Below are 14,536 nucleotides of genomic sequence, written 5' to 3'. Positions count from 1 at the left end.
ACGCGCAGGCGACCACGGTGGGGTTATCGGTATGCGCATCAGACGTGGAAGCTTTCGCCGCAACCACATTCATCTTTTACGTTCGGGTTGGTGAATTTAAACCCTTCGTTCAGGCCTTCTTTTACGAAGTCCAGTTGCGTACCGTCCAGAAATTGCAGGCTTTTGCCATCGACCACGACTTTCACGCCTTTGTCTTCAAACACGATGTCTTCCGGCGTCGGTTCGTCAACAAATTCCAGTACATACGCCATACCTGAACACCCAGAGGTTCTCACACCCAGACGCAGGCCAAACCCTTTACCGCGGTTAGCCAGAAAGGTATTTACTCGCGCTGCTGCACTGTCGCTCAGTGTAATCGACATAACCAAACCTCAACTCTTATTTTGCTTCACGTTTGCTTTTATAGTCCGCAATGGCGGCTTTGATCGCGTCTTCTGCCAGAATAGAACAGTGAATTTTCACCGGTGGCAGTTCAAGTTCTTCAGCAATATCGGTGTTTTTGATCGCCTGTGCTTCGTCGAGAGATTTCCCTTTCACCCATTCGGTCACCAGAGAACTGGAAGCGATAGCGGAACCGCAGCCGTAAGTTTTAAAACGCGCGTCTTCAATGATACCTTCATCGTTGACTTTAATCTGCAACTTCATCACGTCGCCACAGGCTGGTGCACCCACCATGCCGCTGCCCACGTTTTCGTCGTTGTTGTCGAAGGAACCCACGTTACGCGGATTCTCGTAATGGTCGATAACTTTTTCGCTGTAAGCCATTATAAATTCTCCTGATTCCGATACCGATTAATGATGAGCCCATTCGATGCTGTTCAGATCCACGCCCTGCTTGTACATTTCCCACAGCGGAGAAAGGTCACGCAGACGACCGATGGATTTACGAACTAACTCGATGGTGTAGTCGATCTCTTCTTCAGTAGTAAAACGACCTAAAGAGAAACGGATAGAGCTATGTGCCAGCTCGTCGTTCAGCCCCAGCGCGCGCAGCACGTAGGACGGTTCGAGACTTGCCGACGTACAGGCGGAACCTGAAGAAACCGCGAGGTCTTTCAGCGCCATAATCAGCGACTCACCTTCAACGTAGTTAAAGCTGACGTTGAGAATGTTCGGCGCACCGTGTTCCAGGTCACCGTTCAGGTAAACTTCTTCGATATCTTTGATGCCGTTCCACAGACGGTTACGCAGGCCGCGCAGACGTTCCATCTCGGTCGCCATCTCTTCTTTTGCGATGCGATAGGCTTCGCCCATACCCACGATCTGGTGAACCGGCAGTGTACCGGAACGCATACCGCGCTCGTGACCGCCGCCGTGCATTTGCGCTTCAATGCGCACGCGTGGTTTACGACGCACATACAGCGCGCCAATACCTTTCGGACCGTAGATTTTGTGACCGGAGAAAGACATCAGGTCAACTTTCAACTGGCTCAGGTCGATAGGCAGTTTACCCACGCTCTGGGTTGCATCAACGTGATAGATAATGCCGCGGGCACGGCACATTTCACCGATAGCCGCGATATCCTGTACCACGCCGATTTCGTTATTCACGTGCATGATAGAAACGAGGATGGTGTCATCACGCATCGCCGCTTCGAGTTCTTTCAGATCGATAATTCCGTTACGCTGCGGCGCCAGGTAGGTGACTTCAAAACCTTCACGCTCAAGCTGACGGCAGGTGTCCAGTACCGCTTTGTGTTCGGTTTTGCTGGTGATGATGTGCTTGCCTTTTTTCTGATAAAAGTTGGCTGCACCTTTAATTGCCAGGTTGTCAGATTCGGTGGCGCCAGAGGTAAAGACGATTTCACGCGGGTCAGCACCGACCAGATCGGCAATCTGATTACGGGCGATATCTACTGCTTCTTCAGCCTGCCAGCCGAAACGGTGAGAACGGGAGGCCGGGTTACCAAAGGTTCCGTCCATCGTCATAAACTGCATCATTTTCTCGGCAACACGCGGGTCCACCGGCGTGGTTGCGGAGTAATCGAGATAAATCGGTAATTTCATTGCTCTATAAACTCCGTACATCACTCAATGCAAGGAATCAGGCTACCGGCTGGATGTACGACCGTGTTTACGAAGTGATAAACACTCCGGCCTGACTCTGAATTCTTTTTATTAAGCGCGTAACTTAACGTCGATCGCGTCTTGTGTGCGGGTACGTGGCGCGTCGTGAGTATGTTGACGACCAGACACATCCAGCACTTCCTGGTTATTGACCAGTTCGCCTAAAGTAATGTTGTTGAGAAAACCGGTGAGACGGTCGCTCAAATCACGCCACAGCGCGTGGGTCAGGCATTTATCGCCGCCCTGGCAGCCGCCTTTACCCTGACAACGGGTGGCATCTACAGATTCGTCAACAGCGCTAATCACTTCGCCAACGGCGATGCTGCTGGCATCTTTGCCCAACAGATAACCACCGCCAGGTCCACGTACGCTGGAAACCAGACCATTTTTACGCAGACGGGAAAACAGTTGTTCCAGATAAGAAAGGGAAATTCCCTGACGTTCAGAAATATCAGCCAACGGAACCGGGCCTGCTTCGGAGTTGAGCGCAACGTCCAGCATTGCGGTCACGGCATAGCGCCCTTTAGATGTCAGTCTCATGTCTTACTTCACCTCAAACTCGCCCCTGCCCGGGGTTTTTTATTGTAAAAGTGGGGGTATTGCATAGCAGGGTCAAGTCTGACATTCCCGAGTAAATTGGTCAACTATTTACTTGACTGATTTAGTCAGGTATTTAGCCTTCAGTGCCATTTTCTTATCGTGGCATTTGTACCTGTTGTCGGATGCGGCGTAAACGCCTTATCCGACCTACGGTTCCGCGCACTTGTAAGCCTGATAAGACGCGTTAAGCGTCGCATCAGGCAATGACTGTCGGATGCGGCGTAAACGCCTTATCCGACCTACGGTTCCGTGCACTTGTAAGCCTGATAAGACGCGTTAAGCGTCGCATCAGGCAATGACTGTTATTCGGCCTTATTGCCTTTATTCTGCTGCTCAATAGAAGCCAGAATCCCACGCAGGATATTCAACTCCTGACTTTCCGGGCGCGCACGCGTAAACAGACGACGCAATTTATTCATCACCTGCCCCGGATGGTTTTCACGAATAAAACCGGTTGCCAGCAACGTTTGCTCCAGATGACCGTAAAAACGTTCCAGATCATCCACCAGCGGATACGGCGTCTCTGCATGCTCAACCTGCTCGCCGTTTTCCTGGGTCGCCAGCCAGGCCATACGCACTTCATAGGCGATAACCTGTACTGCCATCGCCAGGTTCAGCGAGCTGTATTCCGGGTTCGCGGCAATCGCGACATGATAATGGCATTTCTGCAGCTCTTCATTGGTCAAGCCGACGCGCTCGCGACCAAAGACCAGCGCCACCGGCGTGTTTGCCGCTTCAGCGACGCTTTTCAAACCGCATTCGCGCGGGTCGAGCATCGGCCACGGCAGCGTACGGGAACGCGCGCTGGTGCCAACGACCAGGCTACAACCAGCCAACGCTTCGTCGAGTGTATCGACAATCTGCGCATTACCAATCACATCACTGGCTCCCGCTGCCAACGCGATCGCCTGGGAGTCAGGTTTCACCAGAGGATTAACCAGCCACAGATTGGTTAATCCCATTGTTTTCATGGCTCGGGCAACAGAACCCATATTGCCGGTGTGTGACGTCTCCACCAGCACAATTCGAATATTTTGCAGCATTGTCTTTCTTCGTCTAAAGATTATTCGCGCATCTTATCATAAAACGAAGACAGATGCCGATCTCGCTGCTATACTCTGCGCCGTTTTCCCGTTCTTTAACATCCAGTGAGAGAGACCGATGCATCCGATGCTGAACATCGCCGTGCGCGCAGCGCGCAAGGCGGGTAATTTAATTGCCAAAAACTATGAAACCCCGGACGCTGTAGAAGCGAGCCAGAAAGGCAGCAACGATTTCGTGACCAACGTAGATAAAGCTGCCGAAGCGGTGATTATCGACACGATTCGTAAATCTTACCCGCAGCACACCATCATCACCGAAGAAAGCGGTGAACTTGAAGGTACTGATCAGGATGTTCAATGGGTTATCGATCCACTGGATGGCACCACCAACTTTATCAAACGTCTGCCGCATTTCGCGGTATCTATCGCTGTTCGCATCAAAGGCCGCACCGAAGTTGCTGTGGTTTACGATCCTATGCGTAACGAACTGTTCACCGCGACTCGCGGTCAGGGCGCACAACTGAACGGCTACCGTCTGCGTGGCAGCACTGCTCGCGATCTCGACGGTACTATTCTGGCGACCGGCTTCCCGTTCAAAGCAAAACAGTACGCCACCACCTACATTAACATCGTCGGCAAACTGTTCAACGAATGTGCTGACTTCCGTCGTACTGGTTCTGCGGCACTGGATCTGGCTTATGTCGCTGCTGGTCGCGTTGACGGTTTCTTTGAAATCGGTCTGCGTCCGTGGGACTTCGCCGCAGGCGAACTGCTGGTTCGTGAAGCTGGCGGTATCGTCAGCGACTTCACTGGTGGTCATAACTACATACTGACCGGTAACATCGTTGCGGGTAACCCACGCGTAGTAAAAGCCATGCTGTCAAACATGCGTGACGAGTTAAGCGACGCACTGAAGCGTTAATTTCTCTGGCGGGTGATTTCTCTCACCCGCCCTCGCCTTTCAGGCGCTATTCCGAAATACTTTCTCGCCGCTTTACTTTCCCTCACCGCTCTCCCACCATCTTTCCCCGATTAATAGATTACAAAAAAGTCGCAAGGAAAGGTTATGGTCCTGCCAGTAAACAAGCGCGTTTTCAAGATTCTGTTTATTCTCTTTGTTGTTGCCGTCTGCGTTTATTTAGTGCCGCGCGTCGCTATCAATTTTTTCTATTATCCTGATGACAAAATTTATGGCCCTGACCCCTGGTCAGCAGAATCCGTAGAGTTTACCGCTGAAGATGGCACACGCCTGCAAGGCTGGTTTATTCCGTCATCGACTGGCCCCGCTGAAAACGCCATCGCTACGGTGATCCATGCTCATGGCAATGCCGGAAATATGTCTGCACATTGGCCACTGGTCAGTTGGTTACCCGAACGCAATTTCAACGTGTTTATGTTTGATTATCGTGGGTTTGGTAAGTCTAAAGGAACGCCTTCGCAAGCCGGATTACTGGACGATACACTGAGCGCCATCAACGTGGTGCGCCATCGCAGTGATGTAAACCCGCAGCGACTGGTACTGTTTGGTCAGAGTATTGGCGGTGCGAATATTCTTGATGTTATTGGTCAGGGCAATCGTGAGGGCATCCGCGCGGTGATCCTCGACTCCACATTTGCCTCTTACTCAACCATCGCCAACCAGATGATCCCCGGCAGTGGTTACTTACTTGATGAAAGTTACAGCGGTGAAAATTACATTGCCAGCGTCAGCCCCATTCCGCTTTTACTGATTCACGGCAAAGCCGATCACGTTATCCCCTGGCAGCACAGTGAAAAGTTATATGCTCTGGCGAAAGAGCCAAAACGGCTGATTCTGATCCCCGATGGCGAACACATTGACGCTTTTTCCGATCGTCATGGTGATGTTTATCGCGAACAAGCGGTAGATTTTATCCTCAATACGTTGAGCCCGTAGAATTAACCTTAAGATTAAAACCCGATAAAACAGCATGAAATCACCTTAAGACATGGCATTCAACTGGCCATTGCTGTTTATATCGATAAAAATTCTGTGACGCCTGCCCGCATTTCTGATAAATAGCGTTCCATTCACCATTTCCCTAAGCAAACTTTAGCTATCCTTATCAATTATGCTTATGGGAGATCAACAGATGATGTCTACACTTGCTCCACCATCTGCCCTTTCTGCTCCCCAGCGCCGCTGCCAGATCTTGTTAACGCTATTTCAGCCGGGGTTGGCCGCTACCACGGCAACGTTTAGCGAGCTTAATGGTGTGGATGATGATATTGCCAGTTTTGATATCAGCGAAACAGGACGGGAGATCCTGCGCTATCATCAACTCACGCTCACTACTGGTTATGACGGTAGCTACCGGATTGAAGGTACAGTACTTAATCAACGTTTATGTTTATTTCACTGGCTACGACGCGGTTTCCGTTTATGCCCGTCATTTATCACCGGTCGTTTCGCCCCTGCCATAAAGGAAGAATTGAAGCGTCGGGGGATTGCTCGCAACTTTTACGACGATACCAACCTACAAGCTTTAGTTAATCTGTGTTCGCGACGATTGCAAAAATGCTTTGAAGCTCGTGATATTCATTTTCTGTGCCTATATCTGCAATATTGCCTGCTACAACATCATGCCGGGATCACGCCACAATTTAACCCACAGCAACGTCGATGGGCTGAATCCTGCCTTGAATTTCAGATAGCACAAGAAATTGGCCGCCACTGGCAACGCCGGGCGCGCCAGCCTGTACCATCAGATGAAGCGTTGTTTATGGCATTGCTCTTTTCCATGTTGCGGGTTCCCAATCCGCTGCAGGATACCCATCAGCGCGATCGGCAATTGCGTCAGGCTATTGTCCGTCTGGTACAACATTTTCGTGAGCTGGGAAATGTCCGTTTCTATGATGAACAGGGGTTATGCGATCAGCTTTATACTCATCTCGCTCAGGCATTACGCCGCAGTTTGTTTGCCATCGGTATTGATAACACCTTGCCAGAAGAGTTCAGCCGACTTTACCCACGCCTGGTTCGTACAACCCGCGCGGCGCTGGCCGGGTTTGAAAGTGAATACAATGTCCGTTTTTCCGATGAGGAAAGTGGTCTGGTGGCGGTGATTTTCGGCGCATGGCTGATGCAAGCAAATGAAGTTAACGAAAAACAGATTGTTTTACTGACGGACAATGACAGTGAAAGAGAAGCAAGTATTGAGCAACAATTGCGCGAAATTACGCTACTGCCGCTCAATATTAAACATATATCGGTGAAGGCCTTTTTACGAAATGGCGCACCGAGAAACGCTGTGCTGATTATTGCACCTTATTCCATCCCGTTACCGCTCTTTTCGCCGCCGCTGATTCATACGAATCAGACCCTGACCGCACACCAACAGGAGCAGATCCGTAAAATGCTGGAATAATCAGCATGAGGGAACCACTTTTGGGCGCAGAAACATTGCCGGAAGCGCCACCAATGCCATCACCCAGAACACGCCGTGCCCCAGATATTGATACAAGAATCCGGCGAAGACGGTCATGATAGCGATACTGCCGCCCATCGCGACGGCAGAGTAAACCGCCTGCAAACGGATCACCTCACTACCCTGACGAGCGGCGATATAGCGCATGGCGGCCAGGTGGCACACGGTAAAAGTGCCGCAATGCAGGATCTGCACCAATATCAACCACGGTAACTCAGTGGTTGCCCCCATAATGCTCCAACGCGCCACTCCGCAAATCGCTGAGATCAACAACATATCGCGAGCGCTACAGCGACGGAAAAGTTTGTTACTCAGCGCAAAGATGATAACTTCCGCCACCACCCCAAGTGACCACAAATAGCCCACCGCCGAAGCCGAGTAACCCGCTGCCTGCCAGTAAATGGCGCTAAAACCGTAATACGCCGCGTGCGCTCCCTGCAATAGACAAACACAAGCCAGAAAGCGCCAGTTCTGGCGAACCAGCGCCAGCCAGGCCGGCCATCCCGTGCTCTCCTGCTGGCGGCTTACCCCTTGTGGTTGAATGGTCGGGCGAATGAGAAAACCAAGTAGCATGGATGCCACGCCCAGCGTCAACATCGCGAGGATCACCCGATAATCAAACACCGTGACCAGTTTGCCCGTCAGCGCCGAACCAATGACAAATGCCACCGAGCCCCACAGCCGCACTTTGCCGTAATCAAGCGGAAACTGCTTTTGCCAGGTATTCGCCAGCGCGTCAGTCAACGGCACCAACGGTGAGAAAAAGAGGTTAAAACCGACCATTACCACCATCAGCCACGCGACATGCGCGCCAGCCCAGAAGGCGACGGCAAACAGCAGCGTCAGCAACGCCAGCACCCGCAGCGCGGAAATCAGACGAGAAGGATCGCTGACGCGGGGCGCGATTATCAAACTACCGAGAAAACGGGCAACCAGACCGGCCCCTAACAACAGACCGATGGTTTCTGGCGTTAAGCCAATCCCCTCAAGCCAGACGCTCCAGAAAGGTAGAAAAATGCCGTAGCTAAAAAAGTACGTGAAATAACCGAGCGCCAGCCAGCGCGTGGATTGCAAAACCATGAGTCCCTCCCGTCAGGAGGCGTTAGTCTGGAGTTAATCGAATGTTGTTGCAAGTTGGAAAATAAGAATATTCGAGCGAGCTTCCCGGCATGAAGCAGCAAGCACATTGTCAGCGACCTGCGCTATGCCGTTATAGCAAACCAGGATAATTAGCGAATATCTCAACGCCTGGGGCGTGGCGAGGTGCCAGAGTGTGTATTACGTTTAAATCACATCTTTTTGCAAAGGGATTGGTTATGAACACACTACGTTATTTTGATTTTGGCGCAGCCCGCCCCGTTTTGTTATTAATTGCCCGTATTGCCATCATCTTAATTTTCATTATTTTTGGTTTTCCCAAAATGATGGGCTTTGACGGTACGGTCCAATATATGGCCTCGCTGGGCGCGCCAATGCCGATGCTGGCGGCAATTATTGCGGTAGTTATGGAAGTGCCTGCCGCGATATTAATCGTGCTTGGTTTTTTCACTCGTCCGCTGGCGGTGCTGTTTATTTTCTACACGCTGGGTACAGCGGTGATTGGCCATCATTACTGGGATATGACGGGGGATGCGGTCGGGCCAAATATGATTAATTTCTGGAAAAATGTCAGTATTGCAGGCGCATTCCTGCTGCTGGCGATTACCGGACCGGGGGCGATTTCTCTCGATCGGCGTTAAAAACATGCCGGATGCGGCGTGAACGCCTTATCCGGCCTACCGCTCCGGCACCCATTGTAGGCCTGTGCATCCGGCATTTTATAAATTACAGCAACTCAACCCGCAACGACATATCTAAGGTTGTTGACTCCCCCGGCGCAAGCGCAATGAGATCTCCGCCTTCGGGACGATGATGGTCATCCGGCGCATGACTCATCGGCTCCAGGCAGAAGAAATCAAACGCATACCCTTTATCAAACGTCGGATCCGAAACAAAGATGAAATAACACGGTGCGGGCGGCGTCGTTTCCATAGTGATGGCGTAACCCTGCTGTGGCTGCTCAATGCGTGCCTGACCATTCCATCCGGAAAAACCATTGTTCACCCACTGACGCGGCAACGGCGCGAGCTGATTGAAATCCAGCTCCAGCGGTAACTGCGCGCAAAACGCCCCCGCCAGCCACTGTTCCCGCTCCAGCCAGTAACCGCTCGCCTGCGCCTGAATCCGCGTTTGCGACGACAACGGAAAATAAGGATGCCAGCCCGTACCAAACGGCAGCGTCTCTGCACCTTCATTGGTGACAGAGAGCGTGACCGTCAGCGCATCTGCCGTTAAATGAAACGTCTGACTTACCCGATAATGATAAACGCCACCGCGATGTTCATACTCCAGACATAAACTATCATCGCTGCGCGTTACACATTGCCACTGGCCCAGCCAGCCATCGCCGTGCAGATAATGCGCGTCCCATTCAACGTTAGGATGTAGCGGATACTCACGCCCTTGCCAGACAAAGCGGTTGCCGCTCACCCGGTTAGCAAACGGCACCAGCGGAAAACAGGAGGCATCGGTTGCCACACCGTTTTTTTTACCCGGACGTAGCAACGCCGTCGTGTCGTGCCAGAAGCCTTCTATGACTCCGCCCTGGTCAGAGATATCCAGCTTTAGCGCCCCATGAAATAAGGTATAGATGGTCATCCGCTAACTCCTTAATCCGGGAAATTAATCACGACTTTCCCACATTTGCCACTTGCCATCAGCGCATACGCCTCACCCGCCTGTTCCAGTGAGAAGCGGTGGGTAATGGCGTTACGCGGCCACAGTTTCCAGTCCGTCAGATCGTGAGCGCATTTTTCCATATGGAACAGGCTGGTCACCCAGGAGCCAATAATCCGCCGTTGATGGTGCATCAGATCGGCGCTGACCTCGAACTCCACTTTTCCAGTTTCCCCGATGTAAACCACGCGTCCCCAGTCGGCGGTGGATTGCAATGCCAGCAAGCGCCCCGCAGCATTACCGGAACAATCGAGCGCAACATCCGCGCCGCCGTGGGTGAGCTCGGCAATTATCTGCGGCAGACCTTCAGTGGTTGCTAAATAACCGTGATCCATCACACCTAACTGTTTCGCCATCGCCAGACGTTCCGGCAACATATCAACGCCGATGATCCGTTTCGCACCGCGACCTTTCGCCAGCATCATCGCCATCATCCCGACCGGCCCCAGACCGACCACCAGCACGTTATCGCTGCCGGAGACTTCGCCGCGCAAAATCCCTTCATACGCCGTGCCAACGCCGCAACTGATAAACGCTCCATCTTCGTAGCTCAGTGCGTCTGGCAGGAGGATCAGATCTTTTTCTTCCGCCAGCAGATATTCGGCATGACCGCCGTCACGCTGCCAGCCGTAAGCCGCTTTTCCTTTGCCAGTACAAGAGATAGGAAAGCCGCGGCGGCAGTTCGGGCAAAAACCACAGCCGGAAATGTGATACACCAGCACGCGGTCACCCTCTTTAAAATGTCGACAGCCTTGCCCCATAGCCACAATCTGCCCGCACGGTTCATGACCGTTGATAAATCCCTGATACAACGGTTTATCGGGCGCCGCCGCCGTGGCGCGGTGTTGATGATAGATATAGTGGACATCGCTTCCGCAAATCCCGGAGGATTTCATTTTGATCAGTACCTGGTTAATCCCCGGCGTCGGCACCGCAACTTCCCGTAGAACAACGGTCGAATTTCCTGGTAAGTAAGCTGCCAGCATCGTTTTCATAAGTCCCTCATTAACAATACGATTAATTTTCATCCCTGCCGCACCCGCGCCAGGGGCGTTAATATTTAGCGTTTCGCTTTACTGCTTCGCTGGGTCAGCAAGATATTCGCCAGTACCGCCACCACGATGATGACGCCGCGAACCACCTGCTGGAAAAAGGAGTTAATTCCGAGCAGCACCAGACCGTTACCGATTAGCGTAATGACCAGAACGCCAAGCAGCGTACCGAACAGGGAGCCGCGACCACCGGAAAGCGCCGTACCACCAACTACCACGGCTGCGATCACGTCAAACTCCAGACCGTTTGCCGCGCCTGCGTTACCAGAACCGAGGCGCGCCGCCAGTAAAATGCCGGTCACCGCCGCTAATAATCCTGAAAGGGTAAAAATAAGAATGCGTACTCGCCGGACGTTAATCCCGCACAACTGCGCCGCCGTGGCATTACCGCCCACAGCAAAAACCGAACGCCCGAAGGCAGTTTTACGGCTGATGAACACAAACAGCGCAAACAGCACCATCATGATCAGCGCGGATACCGGCACGCCGAGAAATTGCCCACCCAGCCAGTCCAGTACCTCGTTTTCGTCAATCGGCACAGGCAGGGCGTTAGTCATAAACAGCCCCATACCGCGCAGGGCGCTCCACAACCCCAGCGTGGCCACAAAACTTGGCACGTTAAACACGCCACGTAACACCCCGGCGAGCGTTCCCATCAGCGCGCCTAACAGCAACACCAACAAACACGCCACCGCCAGAGGAACCTCAAATTGCAGTAAAAATGCCAGGCACACCGAGACAAAAGCCACCATTGGCCCAACGCTGACATCAATTTCACCGGAGATAATAATCAGCGTCATCGCCCAGGCGGCAATACCGATGGTGGCGGCATCGCGTAGCACGTTCATCTGGTTATTTAATGAGATAAAGCCTGGTGCGTTCAGGGAGAAGACCAGATACAAAATGGCTATCACCACCAGCAAACCGATCTCATTAATGTGGCGACTGACAAATTGTTTGAGCGAGACGCTCTTGCCCTGCGGCAATGGTAATGACGAAGCAGACATCTTCAGGTTCCTCGGTAAAATTCATCAGTGCACAGACAGAATGGCGGACATCAGCTCATCCACATTGACCGGCGAGTGAAACTCCTGCGAGAACGTGCCGTGCTGTAACAACAGGATGCGGTCGCACACCAGCGGCAACTCCTCCACTTCACTGGAGATAAACACCACGCTTTTTCCTTCTGCGGCCAGCTCGCGGACAATACGGTAAATCTGCTGCTTGGCTTCGATATCGACGCCGCGCGTTGGCTCGTCGAGCAACAGAATCTGGCTGGCGGCATAGACCCAACGACCGATCACCACTTTTTGCTGATTACCGCCGGAAAGCGTACCAATCGGCGTTTCGCTACTGGCAGCCTTGACTGTCATCCGTTGCATCACCTCTTCGGTCAGGCGGCGGATGGTAGACCATTGCAGCACGCCGTTAGCGCTGATTTTTTGCCGGTTGGTCAGCACTGTATTTTCGTCAACGCCCAGCCAGGGAATGATCCCCGCTTCTTTGCGATTTTCCGGGGTATAGCCGATGCCGCGTTTCAACATGTCGCCGTAATCCGGGCGCGTGATTTTCTCGCCGTTGATAACAATTTCGCCCTGCTCAAACGCTTCCAGTCCAACAATCGCTTTCAGCAATTCACTGCGCCCGGCTCCCAGCAGGCCAGCAATACCGAGCACTTCACCACGACGCAGTGAAAAATTGATCTCCGCAAGTTTTGGTCTGTGGCGTAACGCACGAACATCCAGCACGATCTGGTCAGCAATTTCCTGGGCGGCAACCGGCGCAATATCAACGTGATCGCGTCCAAGCATCAGCGACACAATATGACGGGTGGAGGTGTTTTCGAGCATCACATCGCCCGCCACCTGACCATCGCGCATGACGGTGGCGCAGGAAGCGATACGGCGGATTTCTTCCATCCGGTGGCTGACATAAATCACCGCCACGCCCAGTGCCGACATCTTTTTCACGGCGCTGATCACCAGTTCAACTTCCGCACTGGCAAGCGAACTGGTAGGTTCATCAAGAATGACCACGCGCGGCTCGCCCTTCATCACTCGCGCAATTTCCACCAGTTGCTTTTGCGCCGGACTTAGCGTCGATACAAGTTGTTCAGGGCTAACGTCGACACCCAGCGCCTGTAAGCAACGTTGGGCATCCTGCGCCATTTGCGGGTAATCAATCATGCTGTTGCGGCGTGGCCATTGACCAAGGCTGAGGTTTTCCGCCACCGTCAGCCCCTCCACCAGACTTAACTCCTGATAAACCGCGCGTACCCCCAGTTCAGCGGCACGGCGAGTCAGCGTAGCTTCGTCACCTTCCAGCCGCGTCTCGCCAATCCAGATATCGCCGCTGTCCGGGCGTTCGCTGCCGGTGAGCATTCGAATGAGGGTCGATTTGCCCGCGCCGTTTTTACCTAACAGCGCGCGAACTTCGCCTTTATTGAGCGTGAAATTAACGTTATCCAGCGCAACGACGCCGGGATAACGCTTATTTCCTGCCACCACTTTTGCTACCGGGACTGCCTCTGTTGCCGTGAACATAGGGACCTCTGCGAATCAGCTATTAGGGCAGACCATCAACATGCGTTGCCAGCCACTGCTTACCGTCTTCCGTTTTGGTATAGAGATCGATAGGCACCTGAATCACTTTCTCACCGTCGGCTTTTTTATCGATAACCTTCAATGTTTGCGCAAAAACAGCGTTACCCATTTTCTTACCGGAAATATCCACTACCGCTTTCAGCACCTGGTTGTTTTCCAGTTCCTGGGCAATTTCAGTCGTCATATCTGAACCAAAGACGGCAATTTTCCCGGCCTGATTTTGATTACGTACTGCTTTAACTGCGCCGAGTGTCGCGCCGCCCGATTCCCCCATAATGGCGTTGAGATCCGGCGTGGAGATAATCAGTTTTTCACCGACAGAAATCGCTTTATCTAAAACAGTACCTTCCTGATTCGCGACAATTTGCGCTCCGGGAACACGGGCTTTTAATACTTCTTCAAACCCTTTACGCCGCTGCACACAAACTTCAAAAGCTTCGCAATTTATGACGGCAATTTTTGGTTGTTCAATTTTGTTGGCAATAAAATAATCGGCGGCGGCATTACCCAGTTTTTTACCGAATTCCAGAGGATCGCCCACCAGATACGCCGAGACATATTTATCGACCCCTTTCTGATTAATACAGGTGTTGTAGCAAATCACTGGAATACCCGCCTCACTGGCGCGTCGGACGGTGCGGCTACTGCCATTTTCAGACACTGCCGACAAAATAATGGCATCAACATTACGCGCCACGAGGGTATCAACAAAAGTACTTTCTTTTGAAATATCCCCCTGTGCGTTGGTTTCTATTAACTGTACCTGTACTGAGGAATCTTTTGCCGCATCCTGAACACCCTGACGTACACCGGCGTAATATCCCTGAGTATCAAGATATATTGCGCCAATGGTCATTTCTTTTTCCGCAGCCCTGGCGAATAGTGCGCTACCCAAAAGCGTAGCTATTAAAATTATATTACGGGTTGCTCTCATTTTTTCAGGCATAGTG

At 52.2% G+C, this 14,536-nt stretch carries 15 protein-coding genes; 4 read left to right on the top strand and 11 right to left on the bottom strand.

Features of this window, described 5'->3' with window-relative positions:
* Positions 1-38 precede the first annotated feature (38 nt).
* The 5 genes from iscA to trmJ all read right to left on the bottom strand — a co-directional run bounded on the left by iscA (position 39) and on the right by trmJ (position 3,710).
* The gene (gene iscA / locus C7B16_RS06605) at positions 39-362 is read right to left on the bottom strand and encodes an iron-sulfur cluster assembly protein IscA (protein ID WP_000028953.1); all 324 of its coding nucleotides are present in this window, start codon (positions 360-362) and stop codon (positions 39-41) included.
* A 16-nt stretch (positions 363-378) separates the two neighbouring features.
* On the bottom strand, positions 379-765 hold the full coding sequence (gene iscU / locus C7B16_RS06600) for a Fe-S cluster assembly scaffold IscU (protein WP_000331707.1): 387 nt from the start codon (positions 763-765) through the stop codon (positions 379-381).
* Between the two features lie 27 nt (positions 766-792).
* The gene (iscS, locus tag C7B16_RS06595; RefSeq protein WP_001295373.1) at positions 793-2,007 is read right to left on the bottom strand and encodes a cysteine desulfurase; all 1,215 of its coding nucleotides are present in this window, start codon (positions 2,005-2,007) and stop codon (positions 793-795) included.
* 111 nt (positions 2,008-2,118) lie between these two features.
* Positions 2,119-2,607, bottom strand: a complete 489-nt coding sequence (iscR, locus tag C7B16_RS06590) for a Fe-S cluster assembly transcriptional regulator IscR (RefSeq protein WP_001241357.1) — start codon at positions 2,605-2,607, stop codon at positions 2,119-2,121.
* 362 nt (positions 2,608-2,969) lie between these two features.
* Positions 2,970-3,710: a tRNA (cytosine(32)/uridine(32)-2'-O)-methyltransferase TrmJ gene (gene trmJ, locus C7B16_RS06585; protein ID WP_000940037.1), complete on the bottom strand. Its 741-nt coding sequence runs from the start codon at positions 3,708-3,710 to the stop codon at positions 2,970-2,972.
* A 118-nt stretch (positions 3,711-3,828) separates the two neighbouring features.
* Here trmJ and suhB point away from each other — a divergent pair, with 118 nt between their 5' ends.
* From suhB to csiE, 3 genes are all read left to right on the top strand, one after another.
* Complete coding sequence (gene suhB, locus C7B16_RS06580; protein WP_000553448.1) at positions 3,829-4,632, top strand: inositol-1-monophosphatase; 804 nt, start codon at positions 3,829-3,831, stop codon at positions 4,630-4,632.
* A 144-nt stretch (positions 4,633-4,776) separates the two neighbouring features.
* The gene (locus tag C7B16_RS06575; RefSeq protein WP_085449148.1) at positions 4,777-5,625 is read left to right on the top strand and encodes an alpha/beta hydrolase; all 849 of its coding nucleotides are present in this window, start codon (positions 4,777-4,779) and stop codon (positions 5,623-5,625) included.
* Positions 5,626-5,821: 196 nt separating this feature from the next.
* Complete coding sequence (csiE, locus tag C7B16_RS06570) at positions 5,822-7,096, top strand: stationary phase inducible protein CsiE (protein ID WP_107179507.1); 1,275 nt, start codon at positions 5,822-5,824, stop codon at positions 7,094-7,096.
* Here the strand turns inward: csiE and C7B16_RS06565 are convergent, their stop codons facing one another.
* Positions 7,097-8,236: a 3-phenylpropionate MFS transporter gene (locus C7B16_RS06565; RefSeq protein ID WP_000244163.1), complete on the bottom strand. Its 1,140-nt coding sequence runs from the start codon at positions 8,234-8,236 to the stop codon at positions 7,097-7,099.
* Between the two features lie 236 nt (positions 8,237-8,472).
* Here C7B16_RS06565 and C7B16_RS06560 point away from each other — a divergent pair, with 236 nt between their 5' ends.
* On the top strand, positions 8,473-8,895 hold the full coding sequence (locus tag C7B16_RS06560) for a DoxX family protein (protein WP_001094718.1): 423 nt from the start codon (positions 8,473-8,475) through the stop codon (positions 8,893-8,895).
* Between the two features lie 85 nt (positions 8,896-8,980).
* Here the strand turns inward: C7B16_RS06560 and C7B16_RS06555 are convergent, their stop codons facing one another.
* From C7B16_RS06555 to C7B16_RS06535, 5 genes are read right to left on the bottom strand one after another with little or no spacing between them, the layout of a single operon-like run.
* A complete protein-coding gene (locus C7B16_RS06555; RefSeq protein ID WP_107179506.1) occupies positions 8,981-9,853 on the bottom strand; it encodes an aldose 1-epimerase in 873 nt (290 codons plus the stop codon).
* Between the two features lie 11 nt (positions 9,854-9,864).
* Complete coding sequence (locus C7B16_RS06550; RefSeq protein ID WP_181244186.1) at positions 9,865-10,959, bottom strand: zinc-dependent alcohol dehydrogenase family protein; 1,095 nt, start codon at positions 10,957-10,959, stop codon at positions 9,865-9,867.
* A gap of 32 nt (positions 10,960-10,991) precedes the next feature.
* Positions 10,992-11,990, bottom strand: a complete 999-nt coding sequence (locus C7B16_RS06545) for an ABC transporter permease (protein WP_001276671.1) — start codon at positions 11,988-11,990, stop codon at positions 10,992-10,994.
* A gap of 24 nt (positions 11,991-12,014) precedes the next feature.
* A complete protein-coding gene (locus C7B16_RS06540) occupies positions 12,015-13,526 on the bottom strand; it encodes a sugar ABC transporter ATP-binding protein (RefSeq protein WP_107179505.1) in 1,512 nt (503 codons plus the stop codon).
* A 22-nt stretch (positions 13,527-13,548) separates the two neighbouring features.
* The gene (locus C7B16_RS06535) at positions 13,549-14,532 is read right to left on the bottom strand and encodes a substrate-binding domain-containing protein (RefSeq protein WP_016242530.1); all 984 of its coding nucleotides are present in this window, start codon (positions 14,530-14,532) and stop codon (positions 13,549-13,551) included.
* Positions 14,533-14,536: the final 4 nt, after the last annotated feature.

Source organism: Escherichia sp. 20412-1 (assembly GCF_003027595.1).
Lineage (GTDB): Bacteria > Pseudomonadota > Gammaproteobacteria > Enterobacterales > Enterobacteriaceae > Escherichia > Escherichia marmotae.
Note: the sequence above shows the minus strand (reverse complement) of the source record. Positions and strands in the feature narration are given on the sequence as shown.

What these genes read in the sequence shown, in the direction of transcription:
- C7B16_RS06550 (WP_181244186.1), bottom strand. Translation starts at nt 10,959, where the DNA reads ATGAAAATTAATCGTATTGTTAATGAGGGACTTATGAAAACGATGCTG.
- C7B16_RS06535 (WP_016242530.1), bottom strand. Translation starts at nt 14,532, where the DNA reads ATGCCTGAAAAAATGAGAGCAACCCGTAATATAATTTTAATAGCTACG.
- C7B16_RS06540 (WP_107179505.1), bottom strand. Translation starts at nt 13,526, where the DNA reads ATGTTCACGGCAACAGAGGCAGTCCCGGTAGCAAAAGTGGTGGCAGGA.
- iscR (WP_001241357.1), bottom strand. Translation starts at nt 2,607, where the DNA reads ATGAGACTGACATCTAAAGGGCGCTATGCCGTGACCGCAATGCTGGAC.
- csiE (WP_107179507.1), top strand. Translation starts at nt 5,822, where the DNA reads ATGATGTCTACACTTGCTCCACCATCTGCCCTTTCTGCTCCCCAGCGC.
- C7B16_RS06555 (WP_107179506.1), bottom strand. Translation starts at nt 9,853, where the DNA reads ATGACCATCTATACCTTATTTCATGGGGCGCTAAAGCTGGATATCTCT.
- iscS (WP_001295373.1), bottom strand. Translation starts at nt 2,007, where the DNA reads ATGAAATTACCGATTTATCTCGATTACTCCGCAACCACGCCGGTGGAC.
- C7B16_RS06560 (WP_001094718.1), top strand. Translation starts at nt 8,473, where the DNA reads ATGAACACACTACGTTATTTTGATTTTGGCGCAGCCCGCCCCGTTTTG.
- C7B16_RS06565 (WP_000244163.1), bottom strand. Translation starts at nt 8,236, where the DNA reads ATGGTTTTGCAATCCACGCGCTGGCTGGCGCTCGGTTATTTCACGTAC.
- iscU (WP_000331707.1), bottom strand. Translation starts at nt 765, where the DNA reads ATGGCTTACAGCGAAAAAGTTATCGACCATTACGAGAATCCGCGTAAC.
- trmJ (WP_000940037.1), bottom strand. Translation starts at nt 3,710, where the DNA reads ATGCTGCAAAATATTCGAATTGTGCTGGTGGAGACGTCACACACCGGC.
- C7B16_RS06575 (WP_085449148.1), top strand. Translation starts at nt 4,777, where the DNA reads ATGGTCCTGCCAGTAAACAAGCGCGTTTTCAAGATTCTGTTTATTCTC.
- C7B16_RS06545 (WP_001276671.1), bottom strand. Translation starts at nt 11,990, where the DNA reads ATGTCTGCTTCGTCATTACCATTGCCGCAGGGCAAGAGCGTCTCGCTC.
- iscA (WP_000028953.1), bottom strand. Translation starts at nt 362, where the DNA reads ATGTCGATTACACTGAGCGACAGTGCAGCAGCGCGAGTAAATACCTTT.
- suhB (WP_000553448.1), top strand. Translation starts at nt 3,829, where the DNA reads ATGCATCCGATGCTGAACATCGCCGTGCGCGCAGCGCGCAAGGCGGGT.